Genomic DNA, 19543 nt, shown 5'->3' on the forward strand with positions numbered 1-19543 from the left:
CACCTGTCCGGCAACTGCCAGGCAACTGTGAGCGCTACCTTGTAAGGCGCAGACGGTACTCCCATCCGGCAGGCGTTTCAAGCATGCAAGGGTCGACCTCGCCGCTCTTTACAGGGCAAATCACCGGGAGTTATAAGAAAGTCGACCAGCGCAACCCGATGGGAAGGATGCAGCATGCCCCACACGCCATCAAGCCACAGCGAAAAACGCGATTTCATGCGCATGCGCATCGACACCGGGGTCACCCTGCTGCACGAAGGTCAGGTGATCGCAGCCGTGTGCCTGGACCTGTCCAGCGGCGGCATGCAGGTGCAGGCCCCACAGCGCTTTCTGGTGGGGGATCATGTTGAAGTGCAGATCGACTCCGACCACCCGGCGCTGAAGGGGCTGCATGCCAGCACCGAAGTGGTGTGGATTGCCGACCAGCCGGATGGGCAGCAAAAGTTCGGGTTGCGCGTGCTGGCCATGCATTGAACCAGGGGTCGCTTTGCGCCCCTGGTTAACCTGTCAGAAGTCGTCTTCGACTTCGCCATCCTTGACCTTGAACTCGCGGTTCTGCAGGTAGGCGTTACGAATGAAGATGTACTTGTCACCCTGAATCAGCTTCTCGGCCGACAGCAGGCCGGCACGGGTATCGATCACGTCCAGCGCGAAGATCGAGTTACGCGTCGGCACGTGGTCGATGTAACGGTAGGGCTTGGTGTAGGTGTCCGGGTACTTGGCTACGCCGTCACGCACGGTGCTTGGCCCCAGCAGCGGGATGACCACGTAAGGGCCGCTCGGCACCCCCCAGTAGCCCAAGGTCTGGCCGAAGTCCTCGTCGTTGCGCTGCAGGCCCATCTTGGTGCCCACGTCAAAGAAACCGCCCAGGCCGAAAGTGGTGTTGACGATCAGGCGCGCAGTGTCCACGCCCGCCGCATGGGGCTTGAGCTGCAGCACGTCGTTGGCCAGGTTGGTCACATCACCCAGGTTGCGGAAGATGTTGTGGATACCGTCTTCAAGGAACTGCGGGGTGACCGCCTGGTAGCCCTTGGCCAACGGCTTGAGGGCATAGGTATCGAGGGTATCGTTGAAGCGGAAGATCGGGCGATTGACCGCTTCCCAGGGATCTTCCTCGGTGGCTGCCTGGGTGGCTGCCACGGGCGCCAGCAGCATGCTGGCGCAGACACAGGCCTGGGTGACTCGTTCGATCACACTGGCACCGATCCTACGCATAGATGTCTCTCCATCGAATTTCTCGGCCGCAAGCGCAACGGGTCGCGCTGCTGGTAAGGCGGCAGTATAGAGGCTTGCGGGCTGATAAACAGCTTTACACATGTTTGCTCAATATTTTGTGAACAACTGTTGCATAAGCGTCAATGTCACAGGCCGGTAACAATCACCGCATAGCCTGCGGAGTATTTGGGGGAAGTTGCCATGGACGCTGCACCCGCCTTCACTGCTGTGTTGTTCGGCTTGCGCGGCTGCCTGGTGCAGGCCGCCAATGGCGGCGCCCCCTCGCCTGCCCCCGGCGCCCTGGCGACCCTCGCCAACCTGCGTCAGCACCAGGTGCCGTGCATCTGGCTGGATGACCTTGGCGTCACCCAAAGCAAGCGCCTGGCCCACGTACTGCCCGACTGGTTGCCGGGGCATTCAGTGAACGGCGTTCGCTGGCCGGCCCCGAACGCCTGCTGGCAGGCACTGATGACCCTGGACAGCGAACGCCTGGACGGCTGCGTACTGGTCAGCGGCGACCCGCGCCTACTGCAGTCCGGCCTTAACGCGGGCTTGTGGACGGTGGGCCTGGCCGCGTGCAGCCCGTTCTGCGATCGCAGCTCGCGGCAATGGCAAGCCATGACCTTGCAACAACAGGACGTGGCCCGCGGCAAGGCCACGCTGGAACTGTTCGGGCTGGGCGTGCACTCGGTGATCGACCACCTCGAAGCGCTGGACACCTGCCTGCAGGACATCGCCCAGCGCCGGCGCAAAGGTGAAAAACCCTGATACAGCACCTTTGACGCGGATCATGCAAAGCGGCGGCAGGTGGATTACGCTGAAGACAGGCCAGAACCTTTGCTGCGTTGCGGAGGTCCATGGCTTGCCAAGCCATTGATGGAGAAATGCCAATGCCTGCCCGCGAATTGCAAGAGCGCCTGAACAACTTGCGCGAGCAACTGGACCGCAACGTACCGCTTTCGGAAGAGGAATTGGTTGCGTTGCACGAAGAAGCGCGCCAGATCGAAGCGCAGCTGAAGCTTGAAGAAGCCACGCCGGACAACAACCTGGTCGATAACGTCCATCTGGCGATCGAACGTTTCGAAGCTGATCACCCGGACGCAACCGCGACCCTGCGCAGCATCGTCAACTCGTTGCACAGCATGGGCATTTAAGCGCTCCAGTGTGCTCTGTGGGAGCGGGTTCATCGAGGCGTCGAACCGCCGCGAATGCTGTGGTGGTGCCACCGACGAATTCGCGGGTAAACCCGCTCCCACAGGGTCCCCATGAACCTTATTGACGCACCAGGCGCTTGTTATCCGGGTTGATCGCCCCGGTGCTACGGTACGGGTTGATATCCAGCCCACCCCGGCGTACATACCGCGCATACACGGTCAGGTGCTCCGGCTGCAGCAGGTTCTTCAAATCCAGGTAAATGCGCTCGACGCACTGCTCATGGAAGTCGGCATGCTGGCGGAAGCTGATCAGGTAGGTCAGCAGGCTGGCGTGGTCCAGCGCCCCGCCTTTGTACTCGACCACCACGCTGCCCCAATCCGGCTGGCCGGTAACCGGGCAGTTGGACTTCAGCAGGTGGCTGTGCAAGGTTTCTTCCACCACGCGCTCCGGGCTGCAGCGCAGCAGCTCTGGCTGCGGTTGCTCGTAGTTGCTGATGGCAACGTCCAATGCATCGATGCACAGCCCAGGCAAGGCCACCACGCCCTGGGCCTCGACTTCAGCCAAGGTACGCACCTTCACACCCACCGGCTTGCCGGCGGCGGCGGACAGGTCTTTCTCCAGGCAGGCCTGCAATTCGCCCAGCGAGGCGAACGCCGTCTGGTTCAGCGAGTTGAGGTACAGCTTGAACGACTTGGACTCGATGATGTTCGGCGAATCGGCAGGGATGGCGAACTCGCCGATTGCCACCACCGGTTTGCCCGACGGCAGCAACCAGCTCAGTTCGAAGCAATTCCAGTAATCCACGCCCTGCCAAGGCAAGGTCTGCGCGGTGACGCCCAGCTCGGCCCACTTGGCGGTACGCGGAATCGGGAACAGCTGCTCCGGGGAGTAGGTGGCGATGTATTCGCTGGACTTGCCCAGCGGAGAGTGTTCGGCAGCAGGGTGCATGGAAACTGACCTAGAGGTTCGAAATTGCCCCTAGTTTACCGGTTTTGCACCCGGCCTTGGAGCGCAAGTCACTCGACGGTCAACGCCCCAACCATACCCGCCTGGTAATGCCCCGGCACGTTGCAGGCAAACTCGATAGGCGCCGACTTGCGGAAAGTCCAGGTCAGCTCGGCGCGCTGGCCGGGCATGACCAGCACAGTGTTGCCACCAGCGTGGCCATGGGCGCCGCCGTGATCCATCATCTGACCGTGGTCCATGCCTTCATGGTTCATTGCCTCGGTGAACATCTTGCCCTGCATGGCGACCATTTCCTTCTGGTGCTCGGCGTGCATGGCCTTGTCACCCAAATTGAATTCATGCGGCAGCTTGCCCTCGTTGACCAGCACGAAACGCACCGTCTCGCCGGCTTTTACCTGCAGGCTCTTGGGCTCGAAAGCAATGTCCTTGAGCACCACGTTGACCATTCGCGTGGCCTTGACCGCCGGGGCCGGCTCGCCAAAAGCGAAGGTTTGCGCCTCGCTGGCAAGGGTCGGCAGGCTGGCCAGGGCAAGGGTGGCGGCAATGAACAGGCGTTTCATGATGACTCCGGGTATACACAACAGAATGTAACCACCTTAGTCAGGGGCAACTGGCAGCTACCTGACGGGAAGATTACAACTTTGTCAGTTCGGGCGTGCCTGCACTTCGTCACGTATCATTTCAGCCAAAGCCCGCGCGCTGTGGGGCAGTTGTCATGTTCAAGATCCAAGAGGTTGCGCAATCTCTGTGGGAGCGGGCGTGCCCGCGAACACGGGCGAAGCCCTTGCCATCCACCGTGATAGCCTCTTCGCGGGCATGCCCGCTCCCACAGTGACCGTGTCTCTCCTGACATCTTGGTAAATACATGAAACTGCTGATCGTCGAAGACCAGGCCCGCACCGGCCAGTACCTGAGCCAGGGTTTGAGCGAGGCCGGTTTCAGTACCGAGCTGGCCACCGATGGCGAAACCGGCCAGTTCCTGGCCCTGACCGGTGACCACGACCTGTTGATCCTGGACGTGATGCTGCCCGGACGTGACGGCTGGCAGATTCTTCAGGCCGTGCGCCAGGCCGGACTGGACACGCCGGTGCTGTTCCTGACCGCCCGCGACGCCGTCGAGGACCGCGTGCATGGCCTGGAACTGGGGGCCGACGACTACCTGGTCAAGCCGTTCGCCTTCTCCGAACTGCTGGCCCGGGTGCGCAGCCTGCTGCGCCGTGGCACAAGCCCCAGCCAGGACACCACCCTGAGCCTGGCCGACCTGCGCCTGGACCTGATCCGCCGCCGCGCCGAGCGCGCCGGCCAGCGCATTGACCTGACCGCCAAGGAATTCGCCCTGCTTGAACTGCTGCTGCGCCGCCAGGGTGAGGTATTGCCAAAATCGCTGATCGCCTCGCAGGTGTGGGACATGAATTTCGACAGCGACACCAATGTGATCGAAGTGGCGATCCGTCGCCTGCGCCTGAAAATCGACGACCCGCACCCCAACAAGCTCATCCACACCGTGCGCGGCATGGGCTATGTGCTCGAAGAGCGCACGGAATGATGCGCAGGGTCTCCCTCGGCAGCCGCCTGGCCCTGTTGTTTGCCGCCTGCACCGCCGCCGTCTCGCTCGGCGCCGGCCTGTTGTTCAGCCGGGCCAGCGAGCAGCACTTCGTCGAACTCGACCAGCAACTGCTGGACTCGCGCCTGTCGGTGTTCCGCACACAACTGGCGGGCATCGCGACCCCAACCGAGCTGCAGGCACGCCTGCCCGCCCTGCGCGAAGAGCTGAGCCACCAGGCCGACCTGGCCCTGCGCATCAGCGGCAACGACGGCACCACCTGGTTCGAAAGCCGCAACGGGCTACCGCAGGCACCGCTGCCCGCCGGGCTGGCCACCTTGCATGCGCAAGGCACCGACTACCGCAGCCTGGCCGTGCACCTGGCCCAAGGTGCAGTACGTTCGCCGCAACTGACGCTGTACCTCGACATCACCCACCACCAGCACTTCTTGCAGGGTATGCAACGCCTGATCTGGCTGACTGTCGGCCTTTCAGCGCTGGCCACCGCGCTGCTCGGCGCCTGGGCGGTACGTAGCGGCCTGCGCCCGTTGCGGCAGATGGGCCAGGTAGCCGCCAGCGTGTCGGCACGCTCGCTCACCACACGCCTGCCGGTGGCAGAGATGCCCGTGGAGCTGGCCGAGCTGGCCGGCAGCATGAACGCCATGCTGCAGCGCCTGGACGATGCGTTCCAGCGCCTGTCGGCATTTTCTGCCGACATCGCCCACGAGCTGCGCACGCCGCTGTCCAACCTGCTGACCCACACCCAGGTCACCCTCACCCGCCCACGCAGCCTTGAGGAATACCGCGAGGCGCTGCATGGCAACCTCGAAGAGCTGCAATGGATGGCACAGATGATCAACGACATGTTGTTCCTGGCCAAGGCTGACCACGGCCTGCTGGTGCCCGGGCAAGCACCTTTGGCGCTGCATGACGAGGTGGATGCGCTGCTGGAGTACTACGCACCGCTGGCCGAAGACAGCGGCGTACAAATGCTGCGTGATGGCGAGGCAGAGCTGCACGGCGACCGACATATGCTGCGCAGGGCGCTGTCCAACCTGCTGGATAACGCCCTGCGCTTTACCCCGGCGGGTGGGCAGATACGGGTGACGCTGGGGCCTGGGCCGAGGGTCAGCGTGGCCAATACCGGGGCGGCCATCGAGCCTGCTGCCTTACCGCGATTGTTTGACCGTTTTTACCGGGTAGACCCGGCGCGGCGGGAAGGCAGTAGCGAGCATGCAGGGTTGGGACTGGCGATTACCCGGTCGATCGTGCAGGCCCATGGCGGGCGCATCGGGGCGGAGTGTGCAGATGGCTGGACCCGGTTCGTGATTGAGTTTAGCCAGGATCGGTGAAATCGGGGCTGCTTCGCAGCCCATCGCCGGCAAGCCAGCTCCCACAGGATTGCGTCAAGCTCAAGGACTGCGCAATACCTGTGGGAGCTGGCTTGCCGGCGATAGGGCCCTCAGCTGTTACTCAAACAGCCAGGCCAATCGCCGGCTGCACCTGCGATGCCCGGTAAGCCGGGTAAATGGTCGCCAGGAAGCTCATCACCAGCCCAGCGCTGCAGATCATCACCACATCGCCCCACTGCAACTGCGACGGCAAGCTGCTGACGAAATACACATCCGACGTAAAGATGTGCTGCCCGCTCACCCTCTCCAGCCAACCCACGATCTGGCTGACATTGAACGCCGCAATCACGCCCAGCACGCCGCCGATCAGCGTGCCGACAACGCCGATCAGGCTGCCCTGGACCATGAACGTGCCCATGATCTGCGCGGGCGTGGCACCCAAGGTACGCAGGATGGCAATGTCCGGCCCCTTGTCGTTCACCACCATCACCAAGGTGGCAATGATATTGAATGCCGCCACGGCGATAATCATCATCAGCAGCAGGCCGATCATGGTTTTTTCCATTTTCATGGCGCTGAAAAGGCTGCCTTGGGTGTGCGACCAGTCATCAGCGCGGTAGGCGTCCCCCAACCCGGCAGCAATGGCCTTGGACACCTGTGGCGCGGCATACAGGTCATGCAGCTTCAGGCGCACGCCTTGCACCTGGCCCGGCGCCCAGCGTTGCATTTCGGCAGCATCGGCAACATGAATATAGGCCTGCGAACCGTCCAGCTCGGCGCCGACCTTGAAGATGCCGACCACGGTCAGGCGCTGCATGCGCGGGGTGATGCCACCCGGCTCCTTGCTGATTTCCGGCACGATCAGGGTCAGCTTGTCGCCGGTGTTCAGGCGAAAGCGGCGAGCCGTCAGCTCGCCGATGACCACACCGAACTCGCCCGGCTGCAGGTCCTGCAGGCGGCCCTGGACAATGTGCTGACCGACGATTGAGACCTTGCCCTCTTCAGCCGGGTCGATACCGCCCACCTGAATCGGCTGCATCGCACCCTTGTACGACAGCATGCCCTCCATTTCGGTGATCGGCGCTGCCGCCATCACGGCCGGGTTCTGCATGGCTGCGTCGGCGACCTTGCGCCAGTCGTCCAGCGGCTGCACGCCAAGGATGGCGGCATGGGGCACCAGGCCAAGGATGCGCGAGCTCATTTCACGTTGGAAGCCGTTCATCACCGACAACACCACGATCATCGCCAGCACACCCAGCGACAGGCCGATCATCGAAGTCATCGAGATGAACGAGATGAAGTGGTTGCGGCGCTTGGCTCGGGTGTAGCGCGCGCCAATGAAGATGGGCAAGGGTCTGAACATGTACGAAATCACCCAATGAAAACAGAAAAACGGGGCGGCACCTGCCACCCCGGGCAGTCGATCAGATCGCCACCAGGTGGCCGTCGTCGAGCTTCAATACACGGTCCATCTGCCGCGCCAGATTGAGGTCGTGGGTAACCACCAGGAATGCCGTGCGCGACGAGTTGGAAAGCTCCTGCATCAATTCCTGGATGCCCTGGGCGGTATGGTGGTCGAGGTTGCCGGTAGGCTCATCGAGCATCACCAGGCCGGGGCGGTTGACCAGTGCCCGGGCAATCGCCACCCGCTGGCGCTCACCACCGGACAGTTCGGCCGGCTTGTGGTTCAGGCGGTGGCCAAGGCCCACCCGCTTGAGCAGTGCTTCAGCACGCTCACGGGCTTCGGGAATGGGTGTGCGGCCGATCAGCAGCGGCATGCACACGTTCTCGATGGCGGTGAACTCCGGCAACAGGTGGTGGAACTGATAGACAAAGCCCAGCTCGCGGTTGCGCAGCAGGCCACGTGCGCGCTCACCCAGCGCCGAAAGCTCTTCGCCCGCCAGCCAGACGCTGCCCTGGGTTGGCCGGTCGAGGCCGCCCAGCAGGTTGAGCAAGGTGCTCTTGCCAGAGCCCGAGCTGCCGACGATGGCAATACGCTCACCTGCGTGCAGCTCCAGGTTGAGGCCGGACAGCACCTGCACCGACTCCGGGCCCTCGTCGTAGGACTTTCCCAGGTTGCGGCAACTCAGAACGGCTTTATCACTCATGCGCGACTCACTCATAACGTAGCGCCTCTGCAGGCTGGGTGCGCGCCGCACGCCAGGCCGGATACAGGGTGGCGAAGAAACTCAGAACCAACGCCGCACCGCAGACCATGTACACGTCCTGGGCCTGGATTTGCGAGGGCAGGTAATCGATGAAGTACACGTCGGCGTTGAGGAACTTGTGCCCGATCAGTTTCTCGATGCCGGCGATCGCTGCGCTGACATTCAGCGCCGCAAGAATGCCGACCACGGCGCCGATCAGGGTACCGATCACCCCGATCACCGTGCCCTGGACCATGAAGATGAGCATGATCTGCCCGGGCGTGGCGCCCAAGGTGCGCAAGATGGCAATGTCGCCGCGTTTGTCATTGACCACCATCACCAGCGTGGAAATGATGTTGAACGCCGCCACCGCCACGATCAGCAGCAACAGCAGGCCGATCATGGCCTTTTCCATGCGGATTGCCTGGTACAGGTTGCCGTGGGTGCGGGTCCAGTCACGGCTGTAGAACTCCTGGTCGCCCAGCTGCTGGGCGATGCTCCAGGCCACCCGTGGCGCCTGGAACAGGTCGTCGAACTTCAGGCGCAGGCCCTGCACCTGGTCGGGCTTCCAGCGGTGCAGGCGGGACAGGTCGCTGATGTTGGTCAGGCCCAGGTAGCCGTCGATCTCGCCCGCGCCAACGTGGAAGGTGCCAACCACGGTGAAGCGTTTCATGCGCGGGAACATGCCGGCCGGGGTCACGCTGACTTCGGGGGCTACGAAGGTGAGCTTGTCACCGATGGCCACGCCCAGCTTGGCCGCAGCCTTGTCACCGATCATGATGCCCCACTCGCCCGGTGCAAGCTGGTCGAGGCGGCCCTGCAGCACGAAGTTGTCGATGATCGACACCTCGCGCTCGCGGGCCGGGTCGATGCCGTTGAGCAGCACCTTCTGCACCTTGCCGTCATGGGTCAGCAGGCCCTGCATCTGGGTGAACGGCGCAACCGCCACCACCTGCGGATTCTGCTTTACTTGTTGGGCAAGGGCAGGCCAGTCGGCAATGGGCTGGCCGCTCTCCAGCGTGGCATGGGGGATCATGCCCAGCACGCGGGTGCGCATTTCGTGATCGAAACCGTTCATCACCGAGAGCACCACGATCATCACCACCACGCCCAGGGCGAGGCCGATCATCGAGGTCAGGGAAATGAACGAGACGAAGTGATTACGGCGTTTGGCACGGGTATAACGCGTGCCTATGAATGCGAAAAGAGGTCTGAACATGTCGGGGCTTGTTCGGATGAAAGGGAACGTCCTTGTGGCGAGGCGCCTACGGCGGCTTTACACTCGGACCACCGCCGCTACCTTGGGTTCGCCATGACGACATTAGACGAAGAAGATCGCCGCGAATACTACCGCATCGAAGATCGGATCGCACTTCAAATCAGCCCCCTCAGCGCGGCCGAAGCCCTTGACCCAGATGTATTGCAAGATGATTCTCCGCTGTTCAACCTGCTCAGCGAGCTGCACCTGTCCGACTTCGAATCGCAGCACCTGCTGCGTCAGTTGAGCGACAAGGATCGCACCCTCGCGGCCTTCCTGCGGGCGCAGAGCAAACGCCTCGACCTGCTCAGCGCAGTCGTTGCCCAGACCCTGCTTGGCGAGGTAGGCCAGCCTGTGCCGGTAATCCTTTCCGAAGGCGGTATCGAATTTGCGCAAGCTACACAAATTGCCCCAGGCACCCGGGTCAAAGTGAAGATGGTGCTGATGCCGCGCGCCCATGGCTTGCTGCTACGCGGCAAGGTCACCCATTGCGACCCCCGCCCCGAGGGCGGCTTCGAGGTCGGCACCGAATTCATCGACATGACCGACGCCCAGCGTCAACTGCTGGCTCGCTACATACTGCAGCGCCAGCAGCAGCAACGGCGTCAGCAGCTGGAACAGAACGATCCCGCCCCATGAGCCTATTTCCCCCTGATTTGAAGGAACGAACGTGACCCTGATCTACGGCCATCGCGGCGCCAAGGGCGAAGCACCCGAGAACACCCTGCACAGCTTCCGCCAGTGCCTGTCCCACGGCGTCACCCGCTGCGAACTGGACTTGCACCTGTCGGCCGACAACGAGCTGATGGTAATCCACGACCCAACCCTCAAGCGCACTACCGGCCGACGTGGCAAGGTGGTCGAGCACCCTGCCGCCGACCTGGTGAAGATCGATGCGCGCAGCGGCGGCCCCGGCCACGTGCAGCCCTGCCCTATTCCGAAACTGGAAGAGCTGTTCGAGAAATGCCCGTTCGAGCACTGGCAGCTGGAGGTAAAAAGCGCATCGCGCACCCGCGCTGCCACCACCGTACTGGCGATTCGCGAACTTGCCCAGCAGTATGGCCTGCTGGACAAGGTCACCATTACCTCCAGCTCACGCGAGGTGCTGGGCGCGGCCCTGGAGCTGGTACCGGATGTGAAACGCGGGCTGGTCGCCGAGTACGCCTGGCTCGACCCGCTGAAGGTGGCACAGAACTACGGCTGCGAACTGCTGGCATTGAACTGGACACTGTGCACCCCCGAGCGCCTGCTGAAAGCACAGGGCCAGGGTTTGCACGTATCGGTGTGGACGGTCAACGAACCGGCACTGATGCGCCGGCTCGCTGACTTTGGCGTGGACAGCCTGATTACAGACTTTCCCGGTTTGGCCAAGACCACCCTCGGGTAGGGTTGAAATCGGTCTCTCCGACCGGCTCAGGCCACCGGTCGGAGCCGCTCAAAAAAGCCGGTTCAGGCCGTCGTAGGCAGCTACCCGGTAGGCTTCGGCCATGGTCGGGTAGTTGAACGTGGTGTTGACGAAGTACTTCAGGTTATTCAGTTCGCCCGGCTGGTTCATGATTGCCTGGCCGATGTGGACGATCTCCGAAGCCTGGTAGCCGAAGCAGTGCACGCCAAGGATTTCCAGGGTTTCACGGTGGAACAGGATCTTCAGCATGCCCTGCGGCTCACCGGCGATCTGTGCACGCGCCATGCCCTTGAAGAAGGCCTTGCCCACTTCATAAGGCACCTTGGCCTGGGTCAGCTCCTGCTCGTTCTTGCCGATCGAGCTGATTTCCGGAATGGTGTAGATACCGGTCGGTACGTCGTTGACGAAGCGCCAGCTGCCATTGTCGACGATGCTGCCAGCTGCAGAGCGCCCCTGGTCATGGGCCGCACTGGCCAGGCTTGGCCAACCGATCACGTCACCGGCGCCGTAGATGTTCGGCACGGTGGTGCGGTAGGCCTCATCGACCTCGATCTGGCCACGGCTGTTGACCTTGATGCCAATGTTTTCCAGGCCCAGCTTGTCGGTGTTGCCGGTCCGGCCGTTGCACCACAGCAAGGCGTCGGCCTTGATCTTCTTGCCCGACTTCAGGTGCAGGACTACCCCGTTGTCCAGGCCTTCGACACGCTCATAATCTTCGTTGTGGCGCACGGTGATGTTGTTGTTGCTGAAGTGGTAGCTCAGTGCCTGGGAAATTTCCGAATCCAGGAAGCTCAACAGCTGGCCACGGTTGTCTACCAGTTCTACCAGCACGCCCAGGCCGCTGAAGATCGATGCGTATTCGCACCCGATCACGCCGGCGCCGTAAACGATCAGCTTGCGCGGGGTGTGGCTGAGGCTGAGGATGGTGTCGCTGTCGTAGACGCGCGGATGGTGGAAGTCGATGTCGGCCGGGCGGTAAGGGCGCGAACCGGTGGCGATGATGATGTGCTTGGCGTTGAGCTTTTCCACTACACCGTTCGGGCACACCACTTCAACGGTTTGCTCGTCGGCGAAGCTGCCGGTGCCGAAGAACACATCGACACGGTTGCGGGCGTAGTAGCCGGTGCGCGATGCCACTTGCTTGGAAATCACCTTCTCAGCGCTTTTCAGCACGTCCGGGAACGAGAACCAGCGCGGCTCACCGATCGCCCGGAACATCGGGTTGGTGTTGAACTGCATGATCTGCCGCACCGAGTGACGCAGTGCCTTGGACGGAATGGTGCCCAGGTGCGTGCAGTTGCCACCGACCTGGCGACGGTCATCGACCATCGCTACCTTGCGCCCTGCTTTGGCGGCGTTCATTGCCGCGCCTTCACCGGCCGGGCCGGAACCCAGCACCACTACGTCGTAGTTGTAGACAGCCATGCGTACTCCTTCAGAACTGGCCCGCAAGCCACGGTCGCTCGCGGGGCGCTATCATGCCGCCGGGGCGTCATGAGAAAATTCGGGTGCAGTCTAATCAAGCGTGAACGCCGCGCACATTAACCCTTGGTCGCGTCGTAGGCCAATTTTGCCCGCACTACATATGGTTCACCCATTCCCTGGCGGCAATCCTCCCTGCCTGCGCTTTCAATCGCCTTTCACTGCCCGTTCGAATGCGGGCGTAGCTCGAGAGACGAAGCCACCCTCGGCCCGAGTCACCAATACTGCGGCCAGGCCGTGCGCCACGGCAAAATCCCAGCCACGTTCAGGGCCAAGGATCAGCAGTAGTGTCGAATAGCCGTCGGCCTGCAGCGCCGAGGCATCCAGCACGGTGACTGCGGCCAGGTCGTGCTGCACAGGTCGCCCGAGGCGGGCATCGAAGGTGTGCGAATAGCGCCGGCCATTCTCCTCGAAATAGTGCCGATAGTCACCCGAGGTTGATACTGAAAGGCCATTGACCGGAATGATCTGCCGGGCGATCTGGCGGTCTTCGCGGGGCAGCTCCAGTGCAATGCGCCAAGGGCTGCCATCGGGCTTGCGCCCAACCGCCTTGAGCTCGCCAGTGGCTTCGGCGACAAAACTGGTTATGCCCATGGCCTGCAGTCGTGCAGCGATCAGGTCAACCGCGTGGCCGGCGGCGATGCTGTTGAAGTCGAGCTGCACCGGGGCGTCTTTGCACAAGGTATGCCCCTCGACATGCAAGTGCCGGTAGCCCACACGCTGGCGCACCTGTGCCAGGGCTTGCGGATCGGGCACCTGCTCGTGGCGGGCCTGCGGGCCAAAACCCCACAGGTCGAGCAACGGCTCGACGGTGAGGTCAAAGGCGCCATCACTTTGCTCGGCCAGGTGCTGCCCAAGGGCAACCAGTTCGAGCATGTCAGGCGGCAGGGGCATGCACTGATGGGCGGGCAGCTGGTTGAAAAGGCTGACGGTGGAGTCGCCGCGGTAGGTCGAATAATGCTGATCGATGTCGCCAAGGATGGTTTCGACTGCCGCCTGTACCTGCGACGGTGCCGGGCCACCGGGCTCGCGCACGTACTGGATGCTATAGCTGCTACCCATGGTCGGGCCGCCCAGGCGCTCCAGGGTGGGGCCCTGGTTGCAGGCGGTGAGCAGCAGGAGGATGAACAGCAAGGCTGTGCGCAAGGTTCGGGCTCTCGGTTGCCGGTACTGGCCCCATCGCCGGCAAGCCAGCTCCCACAAGGACACCACCGGCCTTGAGGGGTGTGATATCCCTGTGGGAGCTGGCTTGCCGGCGATGAGGCCAGTACAGACACAGTAAATGCCCGATCAGTTCATCAGGCAAAAAAAACGGGAACCCGAAGGTTCCCGTTTTTTCATTGCCTTACAAGCGAATCAGCGTGGAAACGCTGGCGGGTTCACACCGGCCATGTCTTCCATCACGCGAACCACCTGGCAGCTGTAACCGAATTCGTTGTCGTACCAGACGTACAGGACAACGCGGTTATCGTTGGCGATGGTGGCTTCAGCGTCAACCACGCCGGCGTGGCGCGAGCCAACGAAGTCGGTGGAAACCACTTCCTGCGAGCTGACGTAGTCGATCTGCTTGTGCAGCTCCGAGTGCATTGCGGTCTGGCGCAGGTACTCGTTGATCTCGTCGCGGTTGGTGGCGTTTTCCAGGTTCAGGTTCAGGATGGCCATCGAAACGTTCGGCGTCGGTACGCGAATGGCGTTGCCGGTCAGCTTGCCCTTCAGCACTGGCAGCGCCTTGGCAGCAGCAGTGGCGGCGCCGGTTTCGGTGATGACCATGTTCAGCGGCGCGGCACGGCCACGGCGGCTGCCCTTGTGGAAGTTGTCGATCAGGTTCTGGTCGTTGGTGAACGAGTGAACGGTTTCGACGTGGCCGTTGATGATGCCGTACTTGTCGTTGACAGCCTTCAGCACCGGCACGATGGCGTTGGTGGTGCACGAAGCGGCCGAGATGATCTTGTCATCAGCGGTGATTTCACCGTGGTTGATACCGTGCACGATGTTCTTCAGCGCGCCCTTGCCAGGTGCGGTGAGGATCACGCGAGCAGCGCCCGGGCAGGCCAGGTGCTGGCCCAGGCCGTCGGCATCACGCCATACGCCGGTGTTGTCGACGATCAGCGCGTTGTCGATGCCGTACTGGGTGTAGTCGACTTCGCTCGGGCTCTTGGCGTAGATAACCTGGATCAGGTTGCCGTTGGCGGTGATGGTGTTGTTGGCTTCGTCGATGGTGATGGTGCCATCGAACGGACCGTGCACCGAGTCACGGCGCAGCAGGCTGGCACGCTTGACCAGGTCGTTCTCGGCACCTTTGCGCACGACGATGGCACGCAGGCGCAGGCCGTCGCCACCACCGGTCTTCTCGATCAGGATGCGCGCCAGCAGGCGGCCGATGCGGCCGAAGCCGTACAGCACAACGTCGGTGCCTTTGCGCGCCGATACGTTCTGCTGGCCAACCACGTCGGCCAGCTCTTCACGGACGAACTGCTCGGCAGTGCGGCCATTGCCTTCCTGCTTGAACTTGTTGGCCAGCTTGCCCAGGTCGACCGAAGCGGCGCCCAGTTTCAGCTCGCTCATGGCCTTGAGCAGGGGGAATGTCTCGTGGACGGACAGTTCGGTTTCGTCAGCTTGACGATGACGCGCAAAGCGGTGCGCCTTGAGGATCGAGATAACCGAACGGTTGATCAGGCTACGGCCATAAATCGAGCTCACCACGTTGTTGTTGCGGTAGAGCTGACCGATAAGCGGGATCATCGCTTCAGCCAGAGCTTCACGATCAATCCACTCACCAAGACACTGGTCGGGCTTCTGAGTCACGGGAACCTTCCACATGTAGGGACAGAAAAAAGGGGCTACATTATGACGCCCCGACGCGGAACCGGCAATGAGCGCCTGTCGCAGTCACGCAAGCCAGCGTTCACGCCCTTTCGAGCCTGACAGCCGGCACGGTCACCGGTACAATCGGTGTCTTTGCCGCAACGCTTGGAGTGCAATCTCCCGTGTCAGTTCTGCGCCTACCGAAACTGTCGGCCACGGCCGGCAAACAAACCTGGGGTAACCTGCCCGGTGCCGCCCTCAGCCTTGCCATCGCCGAGGCTGCCAGCAACGCTGGCCGCTTCACCCTGCTGCTGACAGCCGACAGCCAGGCCGCCGACCGTCTGGAGCAGGAGCTGCGCTTCTTCGCCCCGGACCTGCCGGTGCTGCCGTTCCCCGACTGGGAAACCCTGCCCTACGACCTGTTCTCGCCCCACCAGGACATCATTTCCCAGCGGATCGCCAGCCTGTACCGCCTGCCGGAGCTGAGCCACGGCATCCTCGTGGTACCGGTCACCACCGCCCTGCACCGCCTGGCCCCCACGCGCTTCCTGCTGGGCAGCAGCCTGGTGCTGGACGTGGGCCAGACCATCGACGTGGAGCAAATGCGCACGCGCCTGGAGGCCAGCGGCTACCGCTGCGTCGACACCGTCTACGAGCATGGCGAGTTCGCCGTGCGCGGCGCACTGATCGACCTGTTCCCGATGGGCAGCAAACTGCCCTACCGCATCGACCTGTTCGATGACGAGATCGAGACACTGCGCACCTTCGACCCCGAGACCCAGCGCTCGATCGACAAGGTGGACTCGGTGCGCCTGCTGCCGGCACGCGAGTTCCCCATGCAAAAAGAGGAAGTCACTCGCTTCAAGGCACGCTTCCGCGAACGCTTCGACGTTGATTTTCGCCGCAGCGCGATCTTCCAGGACCTGGCCAGCGGTATCATCCCTGCTGGCATCGAGTACTACCTGCCGTTGTTCTTCGAAGAAACCGCCACCCTGTTCGACTACCTGCCAGCCGACACCCAGGTGTTTTCGCTGCCCGGTGTGGAGCAGGCCGCCGAACACTTCTGGAACGACGTGCGCGGGCGCTATGAAGATCGCCGCGGCGACCTCAGCCGCCCCCTGCTGCCACCCGCCGAGCTGTTCATGCCGGTGGAAGACTGCTTCGCCCGGCTCAAACAATGGCCGCGGGTGGTGGTCAGCAGCGAGGACCTGGAGCCGGGCGCAGGCCGCGAGCGCTTCCCGGCGCGCGCCCTGCCCAACCTGGCCATCGAGGCCAAGGCCAACCAGCCACTGGCCGAACTGGCCAACTTCCTCGACCAGTTCCCCGGCCGCGTGCTGTTCACTGCCGAATCGGCGGGCCGCCGCGAAGTGCTGCTGGAGCTGCTCGAAAGGCTGAAACTGCGGCCGCACACCGTCGACGGCTGGGCCGACTTCATTACCGGTAGCGAGCGCCTGGCAATCACCATCGCGCCGCTGGATGACGGCTTGGTGCTGGACGACGCGGGCCTGGCCCTGGTCGCGGAAAGCCCGCTGTTCGGCCAGCGCGTGATGCAGCGCCGCCGCCGCGACAAACGCGGCGAAACCGCCAACGACGCGGTCATCAAAAACCTGACCGAGCTGCGCGAAGGCGCACCCGTGGTGCACATCGACCATGGCGTCGGCCGCTACCTGGGCCTGGCCACCCTGGAAATCGACGGCCAGGCGGCGGAATTTCTTACCCTGGAATACGCCGAGAACGCCAAGCTGTATGTGCCGGTGGCCAACCTGCACCTGATCGCCCGCTACACCGGCAGCGACGATGCCCTGGCACCGCTGCACCGGCTGGGCTCGGAAGCCTGGCAAAAGGCCAAGCGCAAGGCTGCCGAACAGGTGCGCGACGTGGCCGCCGAGCTGCTCGACATCTACGCCCGCCGCGCCGCACGCAAGGGCTATGCGTTTGCCGACCCATCCGCCGACTACGCCACCTTCAGCGCCGGTTTCCCGTTCGAAGAAACACCAGACCAGCAAGCCGCCATCGAAGCGGTGCGCGCCGACATGCTGGCGCCCAAGCCAATGGACCGCCTGGTGTGCGGCGACGTCGGCTTCGGCAAGACCGAAGTGGCCATGCGTGCCGCGTTCATTGCCGTGCACAGCGGCCGCCAGGTGGCTGTACTGGTACCGACCACCCTGCTCGCCCAGCAACACTACAACAGCTTCCGCGACCGCTTTGCCGACTGGCCGGTGACCGTGGAGGTGATGAGCCGCTTCAAGTCGGCCAAGGAAATCGCCGCCGCCGCCGCCGACCTGGCCGAAGGCAAGATCGACATCCTTATTGGTACCCACAAGCTGCTGCAGGACGATGTGCGCTTCAAGGACCTGGGCCTGGCCATCATCGACGAAGAGCACCGCTTTGGCGTGCGTCAGAAAGAGCAGTTGAAGGCACTGCGCAGCGAGGTGGACATCCTCACCCTGACCGCCACGCCGATCCCGCGCACCCTTAACATGGCAGTAGCCGGCATGCGCGACCTGTCGATCATCGCCACGCCGCCCGCACGCCGCCTTTCGGTGCGCACCTTTGTCATGGAGCAGAACAACAGCACGGTCAAAGAAGCGCTGTTGCGTGAGTTGCTGCGCGGTGGCCAGGTGTACTACCTGCACAACGATGTGAAAACCATCGAAAAATGCGCCGCAGACCTTGCCGAACTGGTGCCTGAGGCACGCATCGGCATCGGCCATGGGCAAATGCGCGAGCGCGAGCTGGAACAGGTAATGAGCGACTTTTACCACAAGCGCTTCAACGTGCTGGTGGCATCGACCATCATCGAAACCGGCATCGACGTGCCCAGCGCCAACACCATCGTGATCGAGCGGGCCGACAAGTTTGGCCTGGCCCAGTTGCACCAGCTGCGTGGCCGTGTCGGCCGTAGCCACCACCAGGCCTATGCCTACCTGCTGACGCCAACCCGGCAAAAAGTCAGCGCCGACGCCGAAAAACGCCTGGAGGCCATCGCCAACACCCAGGACCTCGGTGCAGGCTTTGTGCTGGCCACCAACGACCTGGAAATCCGCGGCGCCGGCGAGCTGCTGGGCGAAGGCCAGAGCGGGCAGATCCAGGCCGTTGGCTTTACCCTGTATATGGAAATGCTCGAACGCGCAGTCAAGGCGATTCGCAAGGGTACCCAGCCCAACCTCGAACAGCCTCTGGGCGGTGGCCCGGAGATAAACCTGCGCCTGCCGGCGCTGATCCCCGAGGGTTATCTGCCCGACGTGCATGCGCGGCTGATCCTGTACAAGCGAATTGCCTCGGCCGCCGACGAAGAAGGCCTCAAGGACCTGCAAGTGGAAATGATCGACCGTTTCGGCCTGCTGCCAGAGCCGACCAAAAACCTGATGCGCCTGACCTCGCTCAAGCTGCACGCGGAAAAGCTCGGCATCAAGAAAGTCGATGCCGGCCCCAATGGCGGCAAGCTGGAGTTCGAGGCCGAAACCCCGGTCGACCCGCTGACCCTGATCAAGCTGATCCAGGGCCAGCCCAAACGCTACAAGTTCGAAGGCGCCACCCAGTTCCGCTTCCTGGTCCCGATGGAACGCCCCGACGAACGCTTCAATACCCTGGAGGCGCTGTTCGAGCGCCTGACACCACAGCCTGCCTAAGGAAGATCCATGCGTGCCATCCGTTGCCTGACCCTGCTGCTGGCGCTGTTCGCGCCAGCCGCCTTCGCCGAAGGCCTGTATCAGGTAGAAATGCTCCTGGTGCGGCAGAACAGCGTGCCTGCCTTTACCAGCCCGTTCGCCCCCGAAGACTGGAGCGCCGGTGCCCCGCGCCTGGCAAAAGACGCCGAGCGCCGCCTGGCGCTGGAAGACGAAGCCACCCGCCTGGAAGCCACCGCCGACTACACCGTGCTGATGCACAAGGCCTGGCAGCAGCAGGTGGGCAGCGAGCCCAGCCGCATCGCCCTGGGCGAAGGCGCCGAACAGTTCGGCCACTTCCCCATCGAAGGCAACCTGAGCATCGCTGAAGGGCGCTTCATCGCGGTCGAGGCCAACTTCTGGGTCAACCAGCTGGACGGCAACGGCAACGTACTGCAAAGCGAACAGTTCAAGCAGAGCAACAGCAACGTCAAGGGCGGCCAACTGACCTTCCTCGACGGCGGCCACCTGGCCGTGCTGCTGAAGGTGACCGCGCCGGGTGCACCGAAAATGCCGGTGATGGACCCGGAAATGATGGAGCAGTGAT

18 protein-coding genes are annotated in these 19543 nt (G+C 63.0%); 9 read left to right on the forward strand and 9 right to left on the reverse strand.

Going from position 1 to position 19543, the window contains the following annotated elements; translation table 11 throughout:
- The first annotated feature begins 174 nt into the window (after positions 1-174).
- A complete protein-coding gene (locus P0Y58_21180; protein ID WEK29394.1) occupies positions 175-474 on the forward strand; it encodes a PilZ domain-containing protein in 300 nt (99 codons plus the stop codon).
- A gap of 33 nt (positions 475-507) precedes the next feature.
- Here the strand turns inward: P0Y58_21180 and P0Y58_21185 are convergent, their stop codons facing one another.
- The gene (locus tag P0Y58_21185) at positions 508-1215 is read right to left on the reverse strand and encodes a VacJ family lipoprotein (protein WEK29395.1); all 708 of its coding nucleotides are present in this window, start codon (positions 1213-1215) and stop codon (positions 508-510) included.
- Between the two features lie 201 nt (positions 1216-1416).
- Here P0Y58_21185 and P0Y58_21190 point away from each other — a divergent pair, with 201 nt between their 5' ends.
- Positions 1417-1983 (forward strand): phosphonoacetaldehyde phosphonohydrolase-related protein, encoded by a 567-nt coding sequence (locus P0Y58_21190; protein WEK29396.1) that lies wholly within the window; start codon positions 1417-1419, stop codon positions 1981-1983.
- A 122-nt stretch (positions 1984-2105) separates the two neighbouring features.
- The gene (locus tag P0Y58_21195; GenBank protein WEK29397.1) at positions 2106-2369 is read left to right on the forward strand and encodes a DUF4404 family protein; all 264 of its coding nucleotides are present in this window, start codon (positions 2106-2108) and stop codon (positions 2367-2369) included.
- A gap of 118 nt (positions 2370-2487) precedes the next feature.
- Here P0Y58_21195 and queF read toward each other — a convergent pair whose 3' ends face one another.
- Entirely contained in the window at positions 2488-3318 is an 831-nt protein-coding gene (gene queF / locus P0Y58_21200) for an NADPH-dependent 7-cyano-7-deazaguanine reductase QueF (protein WEK29398.1), read from the reverse strand.
- A 68-nt stretch (positions 3319-3386) separates the two neighbouring features.
- Positions 3387-3896, reverse strand: a complete 510-nt coding sequence (locus P0Y58_21205) for a cupredoxin family protein (GenBank protein WEK29399.1) — start codon at positions 3894-3896, stop codon at positions 3387-3389.
- Positions 3897-4201: 305 nt separating this feature from the next.
- Here P0Y58_21205 and cinR point away from each other — a divergent pair, with 305 nt between their 5' ends.
- Positions 4202-4882, forward strand: a complete 681-nt coding sequence (cinR, locus tag P0Y58_21210) for a two-component system response regulator CinR (GenBank protein ID WEK29400.1) — start codon at positions 4202-4204, stop codon at positions 4880-4882.
- A complete protein-coding gene (locus P0Y58_21215) occupies positions 4879-6231 on the forward strand; it encodes a heavy metal sensor histidine kinase (protein WEK29401.1) in 1353 nt (450 codons plus the stop codon). The genes cinR and P0Y58_21215 overlap by 4 nt, the downstream gene beginning before the upstream one ends.
- Positions 6232-6352: 121 nt before the next feature.
- Here the strand turns inward: P0Y58_21215 and P0Y58_21220 are convergent, their stop codons facing one another.
- The 3 genes from P0Y58_21220 to P0Y58_21230 form a co-directional block, all read right to left on the reverse strand.
- Positions 6353-7594, reverse strand: a complete 1242-nt coding sequence (locus P0Y58_21220) for a lipoprotein-releasing ABC transporter permease subunit (GenBank protein WEK29402.1) — start codon at positions 7592-7594, stop codon at positions 6353-6355.
- 61 nt (positions 7595-7655) lie between these two features.
- On the reverse strand, positions 7656-8339 hold the full coding sequence (lolD, locus tag P0Y58_21225) for a lipoprotein-releasing ABC transporter ATP-binding protein LolD (protein ID WEK29403.1): 684 nt from the start codon (positions 8337-8339) through the stop codon (positions 7656-7658).
- Positions 8340-8346: 7 nt separating this feature from the next.
- Positions 8347-9597, reverse strand: a complete 1251-nt coding sequence (locus P0Y58_21230) for a lipoprotein-releasing ABC transporter permease subunit (protein ID WEK29404.1) — start codon at positions 9595-9597, stop codon at positions 8347-8349.
- A 93-nt stretch (positions 9598-9690) separates the two neighbouring features.
- On the opposite strand from P0Y58_21230, the gene P0Y58_21235 reads away from it, so the two are divergent.
- Together P0Y58_21235 and P0Y58_21240 are read left to right on the forward strand one after the other, a co-directional pair.
- A complete protein-coding gene (locus P0Y58_21235) occupies positions 9691-10275 on the forward strand; it encodes a PilZ domain-containing protein (GenBank protein WEK29405.1) in 585 nt (194 codons plus the stop codon).
- Between the two features lie 31 nt (positions 10276-10306).
- Positions 10307-11023 (forward strand): glycerophosphodiester phosphodiesterase, encoded by a 717-nt coding sequence (locus P0Y58_21240; GenBank protein WEK29406.1) that lies wholly within the window; start codon positions 10307-10309, stop codon positions 11021-11023.
- Positions 11024-11071: 48 nt separating this feature from the next.
- On the opposite strand, the gene sthA is transcribed toward P0Y58_21240, so the two are convergent.
- The 3 genes from sthA to P0Y58_21255 all read right to left on the reverse strand — a co-directional run bounded on the left by sthA (position 11072) and on the right by P0Y58_21255 (position 15343).
- On the reverse strand, positions 11072-12466 hold the full coding sequence (gene sthA, locus P0Y58_21245) for a Si-specific NAD(P)(+) transhydrogenase (protein WEK29407.1): 1395 nt from the start codon (positions 12464-12466) through the stop codon (positions 11072-11074).
- 204 nt (positions 12467-12670) lie between these two features.
- A complete protein-coding gene (locus tag P0Y58_21250) occupies positions 12671-13669 on the reverse strand; it encodes an FAD:protein FMN transferase (protein ID WEK29408.1) in 999 nt (332 codons plus the stop codon).
- A 210-nt stretch (positions 13670-13879) separates the two neighbouring features.
- Positions 13880-15343, reverse strand: coding sequence for a glyceraldehyde-3-phosphate dehydrogenase (locus P0Y58_21255; GenBank protein ID WEK29409.1), 1464 nt, complete (start codon positions 15341-15343; stop codon positions 13880-13882).
- Between the two features lie 167 nt (positions 15344-15510).
- On the opposite strand from P0Y58_21255, the gene mfd reads away from it, so the two are divergent.
- Positions 15511-18960 carry a transcription-repair coupling factor gene (mfd, locus tag P0Y58_21260; GenBank protein ID WEK29410.1) on the forward strand — a complete coding sequence of 1150 codons (3450 nt, stop codon included), beginning with the start codon at positions 15511-15513 and terminating at the stop codon, positions 18958-18960.
- Between the two features lie 9 nt (positions 18961-18969).
- Positions 18970-19542, forward strand: a complete 573-nt coding sequence (locus P0Y58_21265; GenBank protein WEK29411.1) for a CsiV family protein — start codon at positions 18970-18972, stop codon at positions 19540-19542.
- The last annotated feature ends 1 nt before the right edge of the window (position 19543 follow it).

Source organism: Candidatus Pseudomonas phytovorans, assembly GCA_029202525.1.
GTDB lineage: Bacteria > Pseudomonadota > Gammaproteobacteria > Pseudomonadales > Pseudomonadaceae > Aquipseudomonas > Aquipseudomonas phytovorans.